Source organism: Terrabacter sp. 2RAF25 (genome assembly GCF_052115265.1).
Taxonomy (GTDB): domain Bacteria; phylum Actinomycetota; class Actinomycetes; order Actinomycetales; family Dermatophilaceae; genus Terrabacter.
The window spans coordinates 327,646-346,438 of sequence record NZ_JBFRGJ010000004.1 but is presented as its reverse complement, the minus strand read 5'-3'; the positions used below and the strand labels follow the sequence as shown (position 1 = coordinate 346,438).

Below are 18,793 nucleotides of genomic sequence, written 5' to 3'. Positions count from 1 at the left end.
GCACCTCCACCACCGCCGAGCGGAGACCGACCCATGACGCAGCCCTTCGGAGCGCGCCTGCACGACGCCATGCGAGCCCACGGGCCCCTCTGTGCGGGCATCGACCCGCACCGCGGGCTCGTGGAGTCGTGGGGGCTGACCTACGACGTGCCGGGGCTCGAGCGGTTCTCCCTGACCTGCGTCGAGGCCTTTGCCGGCCGTGTCGCGGCGGTCAAGCCCCAGTCCGCGTTCTTCGAGGTGTTCGGGAGCCGGGGGGTGGCCGTGCTCGAGCGCGTGCTCACCGAGCTGCGCGAGGCCGACACGCTCACGATCCTCGACGCGAAGCGCGGCGACATCGGGTCGACGATGACGGCATACGCGGAGGCCTTCCTGGGCGCCCACGCCGTCGCGCCCCCCGACGCCCTGACGGTCAGCCCCTACCTCGGCTACGAGTCCCTGCGCCCCGCGTTCGACCTCGCCGCCGAGACCGGCCGCGGCCTCTTCGTGCTCGCGCTCACCTCGAACCCGGAGGGGGCGAGCGTGCAGCACGCCGTGCGCGACGGGGAGTCCGTCGCGGCATCGATCGTGCGTGGAGCCGCCGGTGACAACGCCACTGCCCGCGCCCGGGGCGAGCTCGGGAGCGTCGGCCTCGTCATCGGGGCCACTGTCGGCACCGCGGTGCAGGACCTCGGTCTCGACCTCGTCGGTGCCGCCACACCCGTGCTGGCCCCGGGTTTCGGTGCCCAGGGCGGCACCGTCGCCTCACTCGGCTCGACCTTCGGCGCTGCCCGCGGGCAGGTGCTCGCGGCCTCGAGCCGGGAGATCCTCGGCGCCGGCCCGGAGCCACGTCACCTCGTGGCGCAGACCAACCGGGTGGCCGACACGTTGCGGGAGTGACCCACGTCGGCTCGCCCCACGACTCCGCCTCGCTCTGCTCGGGTATGGAAACGGGCATGACCCCCAGGACGTCCCTTCGCCGAACCGTCGCCATCTCGGCCGTGGCGGCGGTGGCCGCGCTCGTCGGCGCCTGCGGCTCCGGCACCGCCCCGCCGGCCACCACCGGTGGTTCGTCGTCCAGCACGACGTCGGCACCACCGGCCACGTCGGCCTCGGCAGCACCGGCGGAGGCAGCGTCCTACTGCGACGCCCTCAAGAGAGGTCAGAAGGAGCTCGAGTCCATGTCGGCCAAGATCACCGACAAGGCGGCCCTCGAGCAGGGACTCGGCGTCCTCGAGAAGCTCCAGGCTGCAGCGCCCGCCGAGGTGAAGTCGTCCTGGGGCGACTTCGTCGAGTTCGTGAAGACGGCGGCCGCCGGCAACACGAGCGCGATAGCAGGAGCGATGGCGAAGATGCAGGCCGCGAGCACGAAGATCGCGACGCACGCCAGGTCGACCTGCAACATCGATCTGTCCTGATCGGCGGCCCTGACACGCTTCGTCAGGCCCAGACAACCCAGGGGTGCCCATGCGAACGACCGGCAGCAGATCCGCACGGCCGCTCGTGGCTGCCCTGCTGGTGGCGTCGACCGGGCTCGCGGCGTGCTCGCCGTCGTCGACCGGGCGCTACTGCGACGCGCTGGCCTCGGCCCAGGTGGAGTGGAAGGACGCCGGCACCTCGCTCGCCGACCCCGCGGCCGCCACGAGGTTCCTGCGCACCGTGACGAGCATCGAGCAGGAGGCGCCCGACGAGGTGCGCCAGGACTGGCAGGCACTGCACACCCTGTTCGCGAAGTTCACCGTCGCCAACCCCGACCTCGGTGCGCTGACCCAGCAGCTGGAGGGGTTCGAGAGCTCCGCCAAACGCATCGAGACGCACGCCCGCGAGACGTGCGGCGTCGATCTCGGGAGCTAGCCCGGCGGGTCGCCCCGCCCCCGCGTTGCGGCCCGCACCGGCAGATCGCTAGGTTCGGGCGGAGACAACACGCGAGACGTGAGGAACGGCGGGGGCGCAAGGGCATCCCCGCAGGCAGCGAGGAGACCGAAGACCGTGGCGCTACCACCGCTCACCCCCGAGCAACGGGCCGCAGCACTCGAGAAGGCTGCCGCCGCACGACGGGAGCGGGCCGCGGTCAAGAACCGGCTCAAGTACTCCAGCGGCTCGCTCGCCGAGGTGCTCGAGGACGGCAAGGCCGACGCGGTCATCGGCAAGATGAAGGTCACCGAGCTGCTCGGGTCCATGCCCGGCGTCGGGCGGGTGCGCGCGAGGGCGATCATGGCCGAGGTGGGCATCGCCGAGTCCCGCCGGGTGCGTGGCCTCGGCGCCAACCAGGTCGCTGCGCTGCTGCGCCGCTTCGAGAAGCCGTGATGTCGACTGAGCCGACGCCCCCGGGGACCACACGCCACGACGCGGCCGAGCGGCCGGAGCAGACCGAGAGGCCGGGGCAGCCCGAGCGCCCGCTCGGGCGTCTCACGGTGCTGGCCGGTCCGACCGCCGTCGGCAAGGGCACCATCGCCGAGTACGTGCGCACCCACTTCCCGGGTGTCGCCTTCTCGGTGTCCATGACGACCCGCCGCCCGCGCCCCGGTGAGGTCGACGGCGTGCACTACCACTTCGTCGACGACCACGAGTTCGACCGACTCGTCGAGGCGGGTCAGTTCCTCGAGCACGCCGTCGTGCACGGGGCCGCCAAGTACGGCACGCCGCGCGGACCCGTCGAGCGCGTCATCCGGGAGGGCCGCGACGCCCTCCTCGAGATCGACCTGCAGGGCGCACGACAGGTGCGCGAGACCTGGCCCGACGCGCTCTTCGTCTTCCTCGCACCGCCCAGCTGGGACGAGCTCGTGCGCCGGCTCGTCGGCCGAGGCACCGAGGACGAGGCCGAGCGGGAGCGGCGGCTCACGACCGCGACGGCCGAGATGGCCGCCCAGAGCGAGTTCGACGAGGTCGTCGTGAACGACGATGTTCGTCGTGCCAGCGAAGAACTCGTATCATTGATGAGATCGGGACGCGCCGAGAGGTGAGTCCCGACGTGATGTGTGCCGTGTGACGGGGTGCCACCGTGCCCCGACCGGCGTCCAGCACGCACCAGAGACCGCTGAAACCAACGAAACGAGATCACTGTGTCCGGTACCCAGGCTGCTCCCATCGGCATCACCAACCCGCCGATCGACGACCTCCTGACCGCCGCCGACTCGAAGTACGCCCTCGTGATCTACTCCGCGAAGCGTGCCCGCCAGATCAACGCGTACTACTCGCAGCTGCAGGAGGGCCTGCTCGACTACGTCGGCCCGCTCGTCGAGACCGAGGTCCACGAGAAGCCGATGTCGATCGCCCTGCGCGAGATCAACGAAGGCCTCCTGACCTCGACGCCCACCGAGGCCTGAGCGCCCTCCGGGCCATCCGGTGCCGCAGATGCGTGTCGTCCTCGGTGTGAGCGGCGGGATCGCTGCCTACAAGGCGGCCTCCCTGCTGCGCCTGTTCACCGAGAACGGCCACGACGTCACCGTGGTGCCCACCGAGGCGGCGCTCCGGTTCGTCGGGGCGCCGACGTGGTCCGCCCTGTCGGGCAAGCCCGTCAGCACGGAGGTCTGGACCTCGGTGCACGAGGTCCCGCACGTGCGCATCGGCCAGACCGCCGACCTCGTCGTCGTGGCCCCCGCGACGGCCGACCTGCTGGCGAAGGCCGCGCACGGCCTGGCCGACGACCTGCTCACGAACACCCTGCTCACCGCCCGGTGTCCCGTCGCCTTCGCGCCGGCCATGCACACCGAGATGTGGGAGCACCCCGCCACCCAGGCCAACGTCGCCACCCTCCGGGCCCGTGGCGCCCACGTCATCGACCCGGCTGTGGGCCGGCTGACCGGCAAGGACACCGGCTCGGGCCGCCTGCCCGAGCCCGAGCAGCTGTATGCCGCCTGCCTCGCCATCGTCGAGGGCCTGGGGACTGCGCCCGCCGACGCTGCGGCCGAGGCTGGGGCCGAGCCCGCCCGTGACCTCGACGGCCTTCGCGTCGTCGTCTCCGCGGGCGGCACCCGCGAGCCGCTCGACCCCGTCCGTTACCTCGGCAACCGCTCGTCCGGCAAGCAGGGCATCGCCATCGCGCGCGCCGCCGCAGACCGCGGCGCCAAGGTGACGCTCGTGGCCGCCAACGTCTCGCTCGCGGTGCCCGACGGCATCGACGTGGTGCCGGTCGAGACCACGCTCGAGCTGCAGCGCGCGGTCGAGGCAGCGGCCGACAGCGCCGACGTCGTGGTCATGGCGGCCGCGCCGGCCGACTTCCGGCCCGCCACCGTCAGCGGCAGCAAGATCAAGAAGTCCTCCGACCCTGCTGCCGGCCTGCGTGTCGAGCTCGTCGAGAACCCCGACATCGTCAGGGGGCTCGTCGCCGCCCGCGCGGAGAGCGGCAGGCAGCGGCCGTTCATCGTCTCCTTCGCGGCCGAGACGGGCGACGCCGACGGCTCCGTCATGGACCACGCGCGTGCCAAGTTCGCGCGCAAGGGCAGCGACCTGCAGGTCGTCAACGAGGTCGGACCCGACCTGACCTTCGGCAAGGACGACACCACCGTCCACCTGCTGCGCCGTGGCAGTGACGAGGTCACGACGGTTGGCCCGGCCACCAAGGACGCCGTCGCCGAAGCCCTCTGGGACGCCATCTCCACGTCGCTGGGCTGAGCACTAGACTCTCACCCCAATGCGGCTGCGCCAGCAGCGCACGACGCCAACCACCCACGCACCCGAGCCAGGGAGAGCAAGTGTCCGCACGTCTGTTCACGTCCGAGTCCGTCACCGAGGGTCACCCCGACAAGATCTGTGACCAGATCAGCGACTCGATCCTCGATGCCCTGCTGACGGAGGACAGCCACGCGCGCGTCGCCGTGGAGACGCTCGTGACGACCGGCCTGGTGCACGTCGCGGGCGAGGTGTCGACGACGGGCTACGTCGAGATCCCCAAGCTGGTGCGCCAGACGATCCTCGACGTGGGCTACGACGGCTCGCAGAAGGGCTTCGACGGGCGTACGTGCGGGGTCTCGATCTCCATCGGCGCGCAGTCGCCCGACATCGCGCAGGGCGTCGACACGGCCCACGAGCACCGCACCGGGGCCGACGAGGACCAGCTCGACAAGCAGGGTGCCGGCGACCAGGGCCTCATGTTCGGCTACGCGTGCGACGACACCGCCGAGCTCATGCCGCTGCCGATCCACCTCGCGCACCGCCTGTCGGAGCGCCTGACGCAGGTGCGCAAGAGCGAGGAGCTCGCCTACCTGCGTCCCGACGGCAAGACCCAGGTGACGATCGCCTACGAGGGCGACCGCGCCGTCAAGCTCGACACGGTCGTGCTGTCCACGCAGCACGCGCCCGACGTGTCGCTCGACGGCATGCTCGAGCCCGACATCAAGGCGCACGTCATCGACCCCGTGCTGGCCGAGCTGCGCGAGAGCGGCACCGACCTCGACGTCAGCGCCTACCGCGCGCTGATCAACCCCACCGGCCGTTTCGAGATCGGTGGCCCGATGGGCGACGCCGGCCTCACGGGCCGCAAGATCATCGTCGACACCTACGGCGGCATGGCCCGCCACGGTGGTGGCGCCTTCTCGGGCAAGGACCCCAGCAAGGTCGACCGTTCGGGCGCGTATGCCATGCGCTGGGTCGCGAAGAACATCGTGGCCGCGGGCCTCGCCCGCCGGTGCGAGGTGCAGGTCGCGTACGCCATCGGCAAGGCGCAGCCCGTCGGCCTCTACGTCGAGACGTTCGGCACCGAGACCGTGCCGGTCGACTCGATCCAGGCCGCGATCACGTCGGTCTTCGACCTGCGCCCGGCCGCCATCGTCGACGCGCTCGACCTGCTGCGCCCGATCTACAGGCCGACGGCCGCCTACGGCCACTTCGGCCGCACCAAGGCCGACGGCGTCGAGAACCCCTTCACGTGGGAGCGCACCGACCGCGTCGAGGCCCTGCGGGCCGCCGTCGCCGGCTGAGGCTAGGGTCGCCCCCGTGGGGGACGACGACGAGACGACGCAGCGATCGGCCCCGGGGCCGGTCGCTGCGGTCGTGGTGGAGACCCCGCTCGCCCACCTCGACCGCGTCTTCGAGTACTCCGTGCCCGCCGAGCTCGATGCCGAGGCCGTGCCGGGTGCGCGGGTACGCGTGCGCTTCTCCGGTCGCGAGCTCGACGGTTTCGTCGTCGAGCGCCGTGACGCGCCGCAGCACGACGGGCGCCTCACGCCGCTGCGCCGTGTCGTCAGCCCCGAGCCGGTGCTGACCCCCGAGGTGCTGGCGCTCTCGCGCGCGGTCGCCGACCGGTATGCCGGCACGCTGAGCGACGTGCTGCGCCTGGCCGTCCCGAAGCGCCACGCCACGGCCGAGAAGGCGCTCGCGCTCGAGTGTCCGGCGCAGGAGCCGATTCCCGCGCCCGACCCCGGCGCGTGGTCCGGCTATCCCGCAGGCCCGGCCTGGCTGCGTCGTCTCGCGGCCGGTGAGGGCCCCGCCGCCGCCTGGAGCGCCCTGCCCGGACGGTCCGGCGATGCCGACTGGCCGGCCGCGCTCGCGGTCGCCGCCGCCACGGCGCTCTCGAGCGGGCGAGGTGCCCTGCTCGTCGTCCCTGACCACCGCGACGTCGACCGGCTCGACGCCGCGCTCACGTCGCTGCTCGGCAAGGGCTGCCATGTCCGGCTCACGGCCGACCAGGGGCCGCAGGCGCGCTACACCGCGTGGCTCAAGGTGCTCCGCGGCCACGTCAAGGTCGTCATCGGCACCCGGGCCGCGGCGTTCGCGCCGGTGCACGACCTCGGCCTCGTCGCCTGCTGGGACGACGGCGACGACCTGCTCGCCGAGCCGCGCGCGCCGTACCACCACGTCGGTGTCGTGCTCGCGCTGCGGGCCCGGGCCACCGGCGCGGCGCTGCTGACCGCCGGCTTCGGACGGAGCCTGCGTGTCCAGGTCGACGTCGAGGACGGCGCCCTGGTGCCTGTCGAGGCCGATGCGGCGACGCTGCGGTCGGCCGCGCCGCGGGTGACGATCGCCGGTGAGGGCGCCGACGAGGAACGCGACGGCCCGTCGGCCCGGGCCCACATCCCGTCGCGTGCGTGGCGGGTGGCGAAGGACGCCCTCGTCGACGGACCCGTCCTCGTCCAGGTGCCGCGCCGCGGCTACCAGCCGTCGCTGAGCTGCGCCGAGTGCCGTACGCCGGTGCGCTGCACCCGGTGCCAGGGTCCGGTGGCGGTCGGGGCAGCGAGGGCGGCCCCCGCGTGTCGCTGGTGCGGGCTCGCCGTCCCGGCCCAGGGCTTCTCCTGCGGGCACTGCGGCTCGCGTCGCCTGCGGTCGTCGATCACGGGTGCCCGGCGCACGGCCGAGGAGATCGGTCGTGCGTTCCCCGGCTTCCCGGTGCACACCTCGGGGTCAGGCGAGGTCCTCTCGGCGGTCACTCGCGAGTCGGCGCTCGTCATCGCGACTCCGGGGGCCGAGCCCGTGGCCGAGGGCGGCTACACAGCTGTCCTGCTCCTCGATGCCTGGGCGAGCCTGGACCTGCCGGTGCTCGACGCGCCACTCGAGGCGCTGCGTCGCTGGATGGCGGCCGCGGCGCTGGCCCGCGAAGGCCGGGCCGTGGTGCTGTGCGGGGCGCCCGAGGCGGTCGCCCTCCCCGCCGTCGAGGCTCTCGTGCGCTGGGACCCCGCCTGGCTGGCCTCCCGCGAGCTCGCCGAGCGCCGCGAGCTCGGTCTGCCACCGGCCGCCCGCGTCGCGCAGCTGACCGGTGGGCGTCGGGCCCTCGAGGAGGCCCTCGACCAGGCCGACCTGCCGAGCAGCGCCCAGGTCCTCGGGCCGGTGCCTCTCGTGGGCGCCGGGGCCCGCCGCGGATCGGGTGACGGAGAGGCCGACCGCGCTCCGGCCGACCACCACGTGCTCGTGCGGGTGCCCGCGGCCGAGACGGCGGCCCTCACCCGGGCGATGCTCGCGCTCAAGGCGTTCCGTTCGGCCCGCAAGGAGGCCGACGTCGTCTCCGTGCGCGTCGACCCGCTCGACACCTTCTGACCCGCAAAGCGGTCGGGTGCTCACTTCCTCACGTCGGGACGTGAGCACTCGACGCGAACCGGGCGTGGGAGAGTGACCGCATGGCAGCACGCGAGCTCGACATCGTCCTGTACGGCGCCACCGGCTTCGTCGGCGCGCTCACCGCGGAGCACCTGGCCCGCCGAGCCGGTCCCGAGATCCGGGTGGCCCTCGCCGGTCGGTCGCGGCCGAGGCTCGAGGCCCTGCGCGGTGAGCTCGGTGAACGCGCCGCGTCGTGGGACGTCGTGGCGGTCGACGCCACCGACGCGCCGGGGCTGCGTGCCCTCGCGGCGCGTACCCGTGTGCTCGCCAGCACCGTGGGCCCCTACCTCACCTACGGCACCGAGGTCGTCCGCGCCTGCGCCGAGCAGGGCACCCACTACGCCGACCTCACGGGCGAGGTGCTCTTCGTGCGGTGGTCGCTCGACGAGGTGGACGCCCGGGCACGTGAGACCGGGGCGGCCATCGTGCACGCGTGCGGCTTCGACTCGATCCCGTCGGACCTCGGCGTGCTCACGACCGCGGAGCAGGTGGCGGCCGACGGCGAGGGCACCCTCGCCGCGACGACGCTTCTCGTCCGGTCGATGAAGGGCGGCTTCTCGGGCGGAACCGTCGACTCGATGCGACAGCAGGCCATCACGGCCCGGTCCGACGCCTCGGCGCGGCGGGTGCTCGCTGACGCGTACGCCTTGAGCCCGCGCCGCTCCGAGGAGCCGACGTCCGGCCGACGGGCGCCGGCAGGGGTGCTCGGCAGGCTGCGCCGCGTGGTTCCGATCGACCGCGACCCCGGCACGGGCCGGTGGACCGGTCCCTTCGTCATGGCGTCGTTCAACACCCGCATCGTCCGCCTGTCGAACACGCTCAGTGACTGGGCCTACGGTCGGGAGCTGCGCTACCGCGAGGTGACCGACTTCGGCTCGGGCCCGATGTCGCCGCTCATGGCCGGCGGCATGGCCGTGGGTCTGGGCGGTGTCGTCGCGGGCCTGTCGTTCACGCCGACCCGTGCCGTCCTCGACCGGTTCCTGCCCAAGCCCGGTGAGGGACCGGGCCCCGAGGCGCGCGCGGCCGGTCGCTTCCGGATGGACATCCGCGCCACGACGACGACCGGCGCGCGCTACCGCACCACGGTCGGTGCCGACTACGACCCGGGCTACGGCGGCACGGCGATCATGTTCGGCGAGACCGCCCTGGCCCTGGCCACCGACGACGGCATCCCACGTCGCACGGGCGTCGGCACGCCGGCGACCGCCCTCGGTGACGGCCTCACCGACCGGTTGCGCGCCCAAGGTTTCACCTTCGAGGTGGCACGCGACGACTCCGGCAGCGGCACCGACCCGCGCGGGAGTGGGCTCGTCCGAGAGAGGTCATGAGATGGGACGCATCGAGGTCCACGAGTTCATCTCGCTCGACGGGGTCTACGAGAACCCGGGCTGGACGGCGGAGTACCCCTTCGACCCCAGGATGGGTGAGGCCATCGGCCGCCTGACCGGACCCGGGTCGGAGTTGCTGCTGGGGCGTCGGACGTATGAGATGTTCGCTCCGGCGTGGTCGGCACGCAGCGATGCCGACGACCCGGGCGCCTCCTTCTTCAACGGTGCCCGCAAGAACGTCGTCTCGACGACCCTGCGCGACCCCGACTGGAACAACTCGCGGGTCATGGGCGGCTACGACGCCGACGCGATCCGCTCGCTGCGCGACGAGGTCGAGGGGTCGCTCTACGTCAGTGGGAGCGGCACGCTCGTCCGGGCCATGCTGCGCGACGGCCTCGTCGACGGCCTGCACCTCTTCGTCTTCCCCGTGGTGCTCGGGGTGGGGGAGCGGCTCTTCACCGACGACGAGCCCGTACGCCTGACGCTCGCCGGGTCGGAGGCGTACGACAGCGGCGTGGTGCACCTCGCGTACTCCCAGACGTGACGGGGACTACCCCCAAAGAGATGCTTGACGGTCGGTCCGCTGAGACGGCATACTCCCAAACATGTCTTTGGAGGAAGAGCGCATCACCGAGCTCCGCGCCACCGCCCACCCGCTGCGTCTGCAGATGCTCTCGCTGCTCACGGGCGCAGAGCTGAGCGCGGCCGAGGTCGCCCGAGAGCTCGACGTCACGCAGGCCAACGCGAGCTACCACCTGCGCCTGCTCGAGTCGGCCGGCCTCCTCGAGATCGCCGGCGAGGAGACGGTGCGCGGTGGACGGGCCAAGAAGTACCGCCATCCGTGGGACGCCCCCGTCGCCCGCCCACAGGCCGGGCACGACGACGACCGACTCGCCTACGTGCGGGTGCTCGCCGACATGATCCCGCGTCGCTTCGCCGAACGTGAGCCGGGCACGACGAGCCGGTTCACCGACGCCGACCTCTGGGTCGAGCCGGACGTCTGGGAGCGCGTCACCGCCCTCGTCGACGAGGCGAGCGCGCTGCTGCACGCCTCGGCACGGCCACCGCGCACCGAGGGGACCGTGAGGGCAGCCCTGTCCATCGCCGCCTTCCGGCTCACGGGGGAGTCGGAGCCCAAGAGGCGAGTGGGGTCGCGATGAAGGTGCAGGCCTCGGTCGGTGTCCTGGGCGACCGACGGTTCGCGTGGTACTTCACCGCCCGCACCGTCTCGACGGCAGGCTCGGTCATGGTGCCGGTCGCGCTCGCGTTCGCGGTGCTGCACATCGACCAGTCGGCCGGCGCGCTCGCGCAGGTGCTCGGTGTGCGCACCCTCGCCCTCGTCGTTTTCCTGCTGGTCGGCGGCGTCGTCGCCGACCGCTTCTCGCGCATCGTCGTCCTCCAGGTGTCCCACGTGCTCACCTGCCTCACCCAGGCGCTCGCTGCGACCCTCATCATCAGCGGGCACGCGACGCTGACCCAGCTGACGGTCATCGAAGGCGTCAACGGCGCCGTGTCGGCGTTCACGATGCCGGCCATGATGGGTGTCGTCCCGCTCGTGGTCGACCGCTCGCGGCTACAGCAGGCGAACGCCCTGCTCTCGTTTAGCCGGAGCGGGCTGTCGATCATCGGACCTGCGGTCGCCGGCCTGCTCGTCGTCGGCGTCGGTCCGGGCTGGGCTCTCGCGGCTGACGCCGTCACGTATGCCGTCGCCATCGTCTGCCTGGCCCGTGTCGGTCTCCCGCGGCGTTCGGAGGAGGGGCGCGCCCGCCGGCACTCCATGGTCCGCGAGCTGCGCGAGGGCTGGGGCGAGTTCACCAGTCGCGAGTGGCTCTGGGTCGTCGTGCTGGCCTTCGGCCTGACCAACGCCATCCACGTCGGTGTCATCGGGGTGCTCGGGCCGCTCATCGCCACGTCCACCGAGGCGATCGGCGAGGCCGGTTGGGGTCTCGTCCTCAGCGCGGAGGCGGTCGGCACGGTGCTCATGACGATCGTCATGCTGCGCCTGCGGCTGCGCCACCCGCTCCGGGCCGGCATGATCGCGATCTGCGTGCTCGCCGTCCCGATGGTGCTCCTGGGGGTGGCCCCGGCGCTGGTGCCCGTCGCCGTCGGCTTCTTCCTCGCCGGTGCCGCGACGGAGGTCTTCGGAGTGGGCTGGAGCACCGCGCTGCACGAGCACGTGCCGGTCTCGGTGCTGTCGCGGGTCTCGAGCTACGACGCGCTCGGGTCGTTCGTCGCCATCCCGATCGGCACGTTCCTCTACGGGTGGCTGGCGACGGCCGTCGACGTCGAGAAGCTGATGATCGTCAGCGCCGTCGTCTACGTGGCGATCTCCCTCGCGGCGCTCCTGTCCAGGTCGGTCCGCGACCTCGCCCACGTCGCGGAGGCCGACGCGCCCAGTGGTCCAGGCACGACGGGTGGTCCGGGCGCGACCGGTGGCACCGGCGTCACGCCCGTGGCGGGCGCCGACGGTCAGGCCCTCGACGTGAAGGCCTGACCGTCAAGACGTGGACCTATCGCACGACCACCCCGTTGTGGGCGGCGAGCACCGTCTGGAGCGGGCGAGAGTCGACCAGCGTGGGGTTGGAGGAGGACTGGTGCGACCAGCCGTACGCGTAGTCCATCACCGGCGACGGGACGAGACGGTCCCACTCGGCGAGCATCGCCCGCATCTGCGCGGCTGTGGGCAGCCGGTAGTAACCACCACCGATGTTCTGCTGTCCGAACGCCTGGTGAACGGGGACGATCGCGGCGAGCGGGATTCCCGCCTTGCGGGCGGCGGTGACCTTGTCGCGGATCTTCGTCACCGGGCAGGCCGGCGACGCCACCGAGCAGGGGTAGGGATCGATCCCGACGAGGTCGACGTGGGTCGCGGCCGGCCGGAAGGCGCTGTAGTCGACCACGCGGGACAGCACGATGAAGGACTTCTGGGCCCCACGACTCTTGGCCCGGATGTAGTCCGCCCTGCTGGCGAGGGCGGCCGCGGCGCGCGGGCAGTCGGCGACGTGCGGCTCGTCGGAGAGGTAGTAGCCGAACACCTTGGTGTTCGTGGCGAGCCGGTCGACGGTCGCTCGGAACGCCGCGTCGGCCGGTGTCGGGCACTTCTGGCCGAGCCACACCAGGCCCTGCACCCCGGCCGGGAGGGTGGCGACCCCGGAGGCGCCGGTGTCGAAGATGTCGTAGCCGAGCGCCTTGGGGGCGGTGGCCCCGTGCAGGTTGCTGATGAAGTGTCTGGTCGTGCGAGAGACCGCCTGCCCGCTCGAGGGCGCACCGAGAGGGACGAGCAGCGCGGTCGCGACCAGAGCGAGCAGGACCCGGCGCACCAGACTGGTGCGGGGAGCGTGGAAGAAGAGGCGGGGCAGTTTCGTGCGGGGATCGAGCATGGGGGTTCTCCGTGGGCTGGGGGGTGGAGGCCGCCGCGGACGCACCGCTGTGCAGCGCCACCCAGAGTGCACCCGTTCGGGTGTTTTGTGCAGGGGTTGTGCCCCATTCGACCGTGTATGTCCCAGCGAGCGGGCGGCGAACGTCCATCACCTGGTCGGTGGCGACGGGCGGCCCGCCGGGTGGTGGGCCGCACGAGGCACTGCGGGCCTAGAATCGGCGCTGCCCGCCCGACCCCGTCCGAAGGACCCGTCTTCGTGTCGATCAAGGACATCCGCCTCTTCGGTGACCCGGTGCTGCGCACCGCGGCCGCCGAGGTCGTCGACTTCGACAAGCAGCTGCGGGTGCTGGTCAAGGACCTCGAGGACACCATGCTCGATGCACCCGGAGCGGGGCTCGCGGCACCACAGATCGGCGTCGGGCTCCGGGTCTTCACCTACTGGGTCGACGGCGTGCTCGGTCACCTCGTGAACCCCGTGCTCGACCTCTCGGACGAGGAGCAGGACGGGCCCGAAGGGTGTCTGTCCATCCCCGGTCTCGCGTTCGACACGAAGCGGGCCCTCACGGTCGTGGCCAAGGGGCAGAACATGCACGGCGAGCCCGTCGTCGTCGAGGGCACCGAGCTGCTCGCGCGCTGCGTCCAGCACGAGACGGACCACCTCGACGGCATTCTCTTCGTCGACCGGCTCGACCCGGCGGCCCGTCGCGAGGCGATGCGGGCGATCCGCGAGGCCGAGTGGTTCGCCGACAACCCGCCCGAGGTGCGCATCAGCCCCCACTCCACGTTCGGCCGGGCGATGTGACATGAGAGTGGTCTTCGCAGGCACCCCCGAAGCGGCGGTGCCGAGCCTCGATGCGGTCGCGGCCTCGAGCCACGAGATCGTCGCCGTGGTGACCCGGCCCGATGCGCCGTCAGGTCGCGGCCGACGTCTCGAGCCCTCCCCGGTGCGGCGTCGGGCCGAGGAGCTCGGGGTCCCGGTGCTGACGCCGGCCAGGGTGAAGGACCCCGACTTCCTCGCCACGCTGCGAGGGCTGGCCCCCGACGCCTGCCCGGTCGTGGCCTACGGGAACCTGATCCCCGCCGACGCGCTCACGATCCCTCGCCTCGGCTGGGTGAACCTGCACTTCTCCCTGCTGCCCGCCTGGCGTGGCGCCGCACCCGTTCAGCGCGCGCTCATGGCGGGCGACGAGGTGACGGGTGCCACGACGTTCGTGATCGAGCGAGGCCTCGACACCGGCCCGGTGCTCGGGGTGATGACCGAGACGATCCGACCCACGGACACCGCGGGCGACCTGCTCGGGCGGCTGTCGGTCGCCGGCGCCGGCCTGCTCGTCGCCACCCTCGACGGTCTCGAGGCGGGCGAGCTCGTCGCGCAGCCCCAGCCGTCCGACGGGGTGTCGCTCGCCCCGAAGATCGAGGTCGACGACGCCCGCATCGCCTGGCAGCGCCCTGCCCTGGCGATCGACCGGCTGGTTCGTGGCTGCACGCCCGCACCGGGGGCCTGGACGACCTTCCGCGGCGAGCGTCTCAAGGTCTCTGCGCTGAGCGTGGCGGCTGTCGACGACCTGCCGACGCGCGAGCCCCTCGCGCCCGGGGTGCTCCTCGTGACGAAGCAGGCCGTGTTCGTCGGAACCGGCACGGTGCCCGTGCGGTTGGGTCAGGTCCAGGCCCACGGCAAGAAGCTGATGGCTGCCGCTGACTGGGCCCGTGGCACGCGCATCGACGCGGGGGAGCGAGTCGGCGATGAGTGACGAACACCGCGACGATGGCCGACCCGGCGCTCGCAACGCACGTGGCGGGGGTCCCGGCTCCGGTCGAGGCGACGGCCGTCGTGGCGACCGTCAGCGACCGCAGGCGCGAGAGCGCTCCGCCGGCCACCGATCCGAGCTGCGGCCGTCCGAGCGAGCCCGCCGCACCGACCCGGCCCGACTGGTCGCCTACACAGCGATGCGCGACGTGGCCGACGGCGGCTACGCCAACCTCGTTCTCCCTAAACTGTTGCGCGACAAGCAGATCCGCGGTCGTGACGCCGGCTTCGCCACCGAGCTCGTCTACGGAGCCACACGACTCTCCGGGCTCTACGAAGCGATCATCGCCTCGGCCGCAGGCCGCCCGGTGGACAAGATCGACGGCAACGTGCTCGACACCTTGAGGCTAGGTGCCCACCAGCTGCTCGGCATGCGCGTCCCCACCCACGCGGCGGTCGACGAGACCGTGGCCCTCGCACGCCAGGTCAACGGGGCCGGGGCCTCCGGCTTCGTCAACGCGGTCATGCGGCGCATCAGCGAGCGCGCGCCCGACGAGTGGGTCTCGCTCGTGACCGAAGGGATCGACGACCCCGTCGAACGCCTGGCCCTGCGCACCTCCCACCCGGTCTGGGTCGCCAAGGCCCTGCGCGCGGCGCTGATCGGGCACGGGGCGGCCTCGGCACCGACGGTCGACGAGTCGCTGAGGGCGCTGCTCGAGAGCGACAACGACCCGGCCAAGGTCTCACTGGTCGCTCGACCGGGCCTGGCCTCGCTCGACGAGCTCGAACACGACGGCGCTCGGCGCTCAGGTCTCAGCCCCGTCGGCGCGACCCTGCCAGAGGGCGACCCGGGCGCGATCGCAGCCGTTCGCGACGGGCGCGCGGCGGTTCAGGACGAAGGCTCCCAGCTGCTCGTCCTCGCCCTCGCGGGCGCCGAGGTGAAGGGTGAGGCAGCGACGCACGAGCGCTGGCTCGACCTGTGCGCCGGACCCGGCGGAAAGGCCGGACTGCTTGCGGCGCTCGCCATCGAGCGACGAGTTCCGTTCGTGGCGAACGAGATCAGCGAGCACCGTGCAGACCTGGTGTGGCAGACGCTGTCGGCTGCAAGAGCCGCCGCACGCGACGCGGACGTGAGTCTCAAGGTGCGCGAGGGCGACGGGCGCGACCTCGGCGAGGTCGAGCACGAAGGCTTCAGCCGCGTGCTCATCGACGCGCCCTGCACCGGGCTCGGTGCCCTGCGCCGACGCCCGGAGGCACGCTGGCGCCGCACGCCCGACGACGTCGCCGCCCTGGCCGGCCTCCAGCGCGAGCTGCTCACCTCCGGCATCGACGCCACGGCCCCCGGCGGCCTCGTCGGCTACGCGACGTGCAGCCCGCACCTCAACGAGACCCGCTTCGTCGTGGCCGACGCGGTCAAGGGGCGGGGCGACATCGAGGTCCTCGACGCCCGAAGCCTGTTCGTCGACGCCTCCGGACGACCGCTGGAGGATCTCGGCGACGGGCCGTACGTCCAGCTGTGGCCCCACCTCCACGGTACCGATGCCATGTTCTTCGCCCTGCTGCGCAAGCACTGACCTGCCCCCAGGCCTCACCACCCGCGCGCCCAGCTTCACGTCGAGTGCCCAGTTCCCGACGGCGTGTCGTGTCGGGAACTGCGCACTCGATGCCCGAGTGCGCAGTTTCCAGCGGGGCGCATGCAGGTCGGCGCGTCGAAAACTCCCTCGACCCGCCCCGCGTGGCTGGGCAGGGTGGGGGAGTGACGGCATACGCGATGGACGACCTCGCCCCCAGCCCCTTCGACGAGCGCGTGGCCCCGACCTACGACGCGGGGTCGGCGTACATGTTCGATCCGGCGATCCTCGGCCCCACGGTCGACGTGCTGCACGAGCTCGCCGGTGACGGGCCGGCGCTCGAGCTGGCCGTGGGGACCGGGCGGGTCGCCCTGCCACTGCAGGAGCGCGGGGTGGAGGTGCACGGCATCGACTTCTCCGAGGCCATGGTCGCCGAGCTGCGGCGCAAGCCGGGTGGCGACCGCATGCCCGTGACGATCGGCGACATGGCGTCCACGCGGGTCGGAACCGGCTACCGGCTGGTCTATCTCGTCTACAACACCATCACCAACCTGCTCACGCAGGACGAGCAGGTCGAGTGCTTCCGCACCGCCGCCGAGCAGCTCGCTCCCGGGGGTGCGTTCGTCATCGAGGTGTTCGTCCCGCAGCTGCGGCGCATGCCGCCGGGGCAGTATGCCGTCCCCTTCCACGTGGGGGAGCGGCATGTCGGTCTGGACACCGTCGACGTCGTGACTCAGCACCTGGTGTCGCACCACTTCACGCAGGCTGGGCTCGACTCCCGTGGGCGGCGGCTCGCGACGTGCGGCACGTCGGCGCACCGCTACGTGTGGCCGTCCGAGCTCGACCTCATGGCGCGTCTCGCCGGTCTGACGCTGAACGCCCGGTGGGCCGACTGGACGAGGGCGCCGTTCACCGCCGAGTCGGAGTCCCACGTGTCGGTGTGGGTCAAGGGCACCGACTGAGGGATCGGCTGCGCCCCTAGGCTGTGCGGGTGCAGATCTCACCGAGCATCCTGTCCGCCGACTTCGCGAACCTCGAGGCCGAGCTGGGCCGCATCGCCAACGCAGACTGGGCTCACGTCGACGTCATGGACGCCCACTTCGTGCCCAACCTGACGCTCGGGCTTCCCGTGGTCGAGGCGCTGCTCGAGGTGAGCCCCATCCCGATCGACGCGCACCTGATGATCGAGGACCCCGACCGGTGGGCGCCGCAGTACGCCGAGGCCGGTTGCCAGTCGGTCACCTTCCACATCGAGGCCGCCCGTGACCCCCGTGCGCTGGCCCGAGCGCTGCGCTCGGCGGGGGCCCGCGCGTCGATGGCGCTCAAGCCGGGCACCGACTTCGCGCCGTACGCGGACCTGCTGCCCGAGCTCGACATGGTGCTCGTCATGACCGTCGAGCCCGGATTCGGCGGCCAGTCGTTCATGGCCGACCAGATGCCGAAGGTCGCACAGGTGCGTGAGGCCGTGCGCCGGCACGGCGGGGAGATCTGGATCCAGGTGGACGGCGGAGTCAGCGCCGACACGATCGAGCAGTGCGCCGAGGCCGGCGCAGACGTGTTCGTCGCCGGGTCGGCCGTCTACGGCGCCGATGACGCCGCCAAGGCCGTCGACGAGCTGCGCGTGCTCGCCGGCGCCCACCGGCACTGACGCGCGGGCGCGCTCGTCTGCCTCGGCCGGCTCAGGTCGACGGCGGTCGTGGTGGCCGTCACGTGGTCACGGTGTGTGCACCTGACCCCCGCAGGTGCATACTGGCCGTACGTGCTCCGGGGTCGGTGTAATTCCGAGCCGGCGGTTAAAGTCCGCGACCCGACCGCATCCAGCGGCCGGTTGACCTGGTGAAATTCCGGGACCGACGGTGAAAGTCCGGATGGGAGGCAGCGCGAGACAGGCCGTCGTGGTCTGGGGTTTCCGGCCTGTGTTGTCGGTCCCGGTCCACGTGGGGCGTGTGGAGTACCCCGGAGTTCGTCCGTGCACCGACGAACGACCAAGGACGAACACCACATGCAGGCTCTTGCTCTGGCCGACCAGACGAAGAACGTCTTCCAGCAGGCCATCGACGCCGCGATCCCGATCGGGCCCTACCAGCTGCACTGGCTGGAGCTGATCGGCGTGCTCATCGGCCTCGCCTCCGCCTACCTCGGGATGCGCCGGTGGGTCTGGGCGTGGCCCGTCGGCATCATCGCCAACGTCATGCTCTTCTTCGTGTACCTCGGGGCCGTGTTCGGCGCCGACGAGCGCATCCCGCTCTTCGGGCAGGCCGGTCGCCAGGTCTTCTTCATCATCACGAGCATCTACGGCTGGTGGCGCTGGTCGCAGGTGCGCCGCCTCAACCACGCCCACGACGGGAGTGGCGTCGCCATCACGCCCCGTTGGGCCACACAGCGCGAGCGGGTCGCCGTCGTCGTCTTCTGGCTCGTCGGCACCGTCGTGGTGCACCAGGCCTTCGTCTGGCTCTGGAACCTCTCGCCGAACCCCTTCTTCACGCCCGAGTGGTGGTTCTACTGGTGCGACGCCTGGATCTTCGTCGGCTCGATCGTCGCCACCTACGCCATGGCGCGCGGCTGGAACGAGTTCTGGCTCGCCTGGATCGGCGTCGACCTCGTCGGCGTGCCCTTCGGCTTCGCCACGAACTACGTGCCCACCGCGGTGCTCTACACGTTCTACGGCCTCTTCGTCGTCTACGGCTTCACGCAGTGGGTCAAGGCGTCCCGGGTCGACACCAAGGACGTCGAGCCCCAGCTGGCCGGATCGACGACGGCCTGA

20 protein-coding genes and 1 riboswitch are annotated in these 18,793 nt (G+C 72.2%); of the genes, 19 read left to right on the top strand and 1 reads right to left on the bottom strand.

Annotation, left to right across the window (positions count from 1 at the left end; all coding sequences use genetic code 11):
* Window positions 1-33 precede the first annotated feature (33 nt).
* The 13 genes from pyrF to AB4091_RS13385 all read left to right on the top strand — a co-directional run bounded on the left by pyrF (window position 34) and on the right by AB4091_RS13385 (window position 11,826).
* Complete coding sequence (gene pyrF, locus AB4091_RS13445) at window positions 34-876, top strand: orotidine-5'-phosphate decarboxylase (protein ID WP_442292244.1); 843 nt, start codon at window positions 34-36, stop codon at window positions 874-876.
* 56 nt (window positions 877-932) lie between these two features.
* Window positions 933-1,394 carry a hypothetical protein gene (locus tag AB4091_RS13440; RefSeq protein ID WP_442292243.1) on the top strand — a complete coding sequence of 154 codons (462 nt, stop codon included), beginning with the start codon at window positions 933-935 and terminating at the stop codon, window positions 1,392-1,394.
* Between the two features lie 49 nt (window positions 1,395-1,443).
* Window positions 1,444-1,830, top strand: coding sequence for a hypothetical protein (locus AB4091_RS13435; RefSeq protein ID WP_442292242.1), 387 nt, complete (start codon window positions 1,444-1,446; stop codon window positions 1,828-1,830).
* Between the two features lie 135 nt (window positions 1,831-1,965).
* A complete protein-coding gene (gene mihF, locus AB4091_RS13430; RefSeq protein WP_442292241.1) occupies window positions 1,966-2,283 on the top strand; it encodes an integration host factor, actinobacterial type in 318 nt (105 codons plus the stop codon).
* On the top strand, window positions 2,283-2,939 hold the full coding sequence (gene gmk / locus AB4091_RS13425) for a guanylate kinase (RefSeq protein ID WP_442292240.1): 657 nt from the start codon (window positions 2,283-2,285) through the stop codon (window positions 2,937-2,939). The genes mihF and gmk overlap by 1 nt, the downstream gene beginning before the upstream one ends.
* Before the next feature lie 99 nt (window positions 2,940-3,038).
* Window positions 3,039-3,302: a DNA-directed RNA polymerase subunit omega gene (rpoZ, locus tag AB4091_RS13420; protein ID WP_045192274.1), complete on the top strand. Its 264-nt coding sequence runs from the start codon at window positions 3,039-3,041 to the stop codon at window positions 3,300-3,302.
* A 28-nt stretch (window positions 3,303-3,330) separates the two neighbouring features.
* Window positions 3,331-4,590 carry a bifunctional phosphopantothenoylcysteine decarboxylase/phosphopantothenate--cysteine ligase CoaBC gene (gene coaBC, locus AB4091_RS13415; protein WP_442292239.1) on the top strand — a complete coding sequence of 420 codons (1,260 nt, stop codon included), beginning with the start codon at window positions 3,331-3,333 and terminating at the stop codon, window positions 4,588-4,590.
* A gap of 80 nt (window positions 4,591-4,670) precedes the next feature.
* Entirely contained in the window at window positions 4,671-5,894 is a 1,224-nt protein-coding gene (metK, locus tag AB4091_RS13410) for a methionine adenosyltransferase (protein WP_442292238.1), read from the top strand.
* A gap of 16 nt (window positions 5,895-5,910) precedes the next feature.
* Window positions 5,911-7,944 (top strand): primosomal protein N', encoded by a 2,034-nt coding sequence (locus AB4091_RS13405; RefSeq protein WP_442292237.1) that lies wholly within the window; start codon window positions 5,911-5,913, stop codon window positions 7,942-7,944.
* 80 nt (window positions 7,945-8,024) lie between these two features.
* Complete coding sequence (locus tag AB4091_RS13400) at window positions 8,025-9,332, top strand: saccharopine dehydrogenase family protein (RefSeq protein ID WP_442292236.1); 1,308 nt, start codon at window positions 8,025-8,027, stop codon at window positions 9,330-9,332.
* A 1-nt stretch (window position 9,333) separates the two neighbouring features.
* Window positions 9,334-9,876 carry a dihydrofolate reductase family protein gene (locus AB4091_RS13395; RefSeq protein ID WP_442292235.1) on the top strand — a complete coding sequence of 181 codons (543 nt, stop codon included), beginning with the start codon at window positions 9,334-9,336 and terminating at the stop codon, window positions 9,874-9,876.
* A gap of 61 nt (window positions 9,877-9,937) precedes the next feature.
* Window positions 9,938-10,492, top strand: a complete 555-nt coding sequence (locus AB4091_RS13390) for an ArsR/SmtB family transcription factor (protein WP_442292234.1) — start codon at window positions 9,938-9,940, stop codon at window positions 10,490-10,492.
* A complete protein-coding gene (locus tag AB4091_RS13385) occupies window positions 10,489-11,826 on the top strand; it encodes an MFS transporter (protein ID WP_442292233.1) in 1,338 nt (445 codons plus the stop codon). The genes AB4091_RS13390 and AB4091_RS13385 overlap by 4 nt, the downstream gene beginning before the upstream one ends.
* Window positions 11,827-11,842: 16 nt before the next feature.
* Here the strand turns inward: AB4091_RS13385 and AB4091_RS13380 are convergent, their stop codons facing one another.
* The gene (locus tag AB4091_RS13380) at window positions 11,843-12,712 is read right to left on the bottom strand and encodes a hypothetical protein (RefSeq protein ID WP_442292232.1); all 870 of its coding nucleotides are present in this window, start codon (window positions 12,710-12,712) and stop codon (window positions 11,843-11,845) included.
* Window positions 12,713-12,967: 255 nt separating this feature from the next.
* Between AB4091_RS13380 and def the strand changes: the two genes are divergently transcribed.
* The 6 genes from def to pnuC all read left to right on the top strand — a co-directional run bounded on the left by def (window position 12,968) and on the right by pnuC (window position 18,793).
* Window positions 12,968-13,513 carry a peptide deformylase gene (gene def, locus AB4091_RS13375; protein ID WP_442292231.1) on the top strand — a complete coding sequence of 182 codons (546 nt, stop codon included), beginning with the start codon at window positions 12,968-12,970 and terminating at the stop codon, window positions 13,511-13,513.
* 1 nt (window position 13,514) lies between these two features.
* Entirely contained in the window at window positions 13,515-14,462 is a 948-nt protein-coding gene (fmt, locus tag AB4091_RS13370; RefSeq protein WP_442292230.1) for a methionyl-tRNA formyltransferase, read from the top strand.
* Window positions 14,455-16,032, top strand: coding sequence for an RsmB/NOP family class I SAM-dependent RNA methyltransferase (locus AB4091_RS13365; protein ID WP_442292229.1), 1,578 nt, complete (start codon window positions 14,455-14,457; stop codon window positions 16,030-16,032). Before fmt ends, AB4091_RS13365 begins: the two co-directional genes overlap by 8 nt.
* A 182-nt stretch (window positions 16,033-16,214) precedes the next feature.
* Window positions 16,215-16,991, top strand: coding sequence for a class I SAM-dependent DNA methyltransferase (locus AB4091_RS13360; RefSeq protein ID WP_442292228.1), 777 nt, complete (start codon window positions 16,215-16,217; stop codon window positions 16,989-16,991).
* 29 nt (window positions 16,992-17,020) lie between these two features.
* Window positions 17,021-17,677 (top strand): ribulose-phosphate 3-epimerase, encoded by a 657-nt coding sequence (rpe, locus tag AB4091_RS13355; RefSeq protein ID WP_442292227.1) that lies wholly within the window; start codon window positions 17,021-17,023, stop codon window positions 17,675-17,677.
* 108 nt (window positions 17,678-17,785) lie between these two features.
* Window positions 17,786-17,914: riboswitch (FMN riboswitch) on the top strand.
* A gap of 117 nt (window positions 17,915-18,031) precedes the next feature.
* Window positions 18,032-18,793 (top strand): nicotinamide riboside transporter PnuC, encoded by a 762-nt coding sequence (gene pnuC, locus AB4091_RS13350; RefSeq protein WP_442292226.1) that lies wholly within the window; start codon window positions 18,032-18,034, stop codon window positions 18,791-18,793.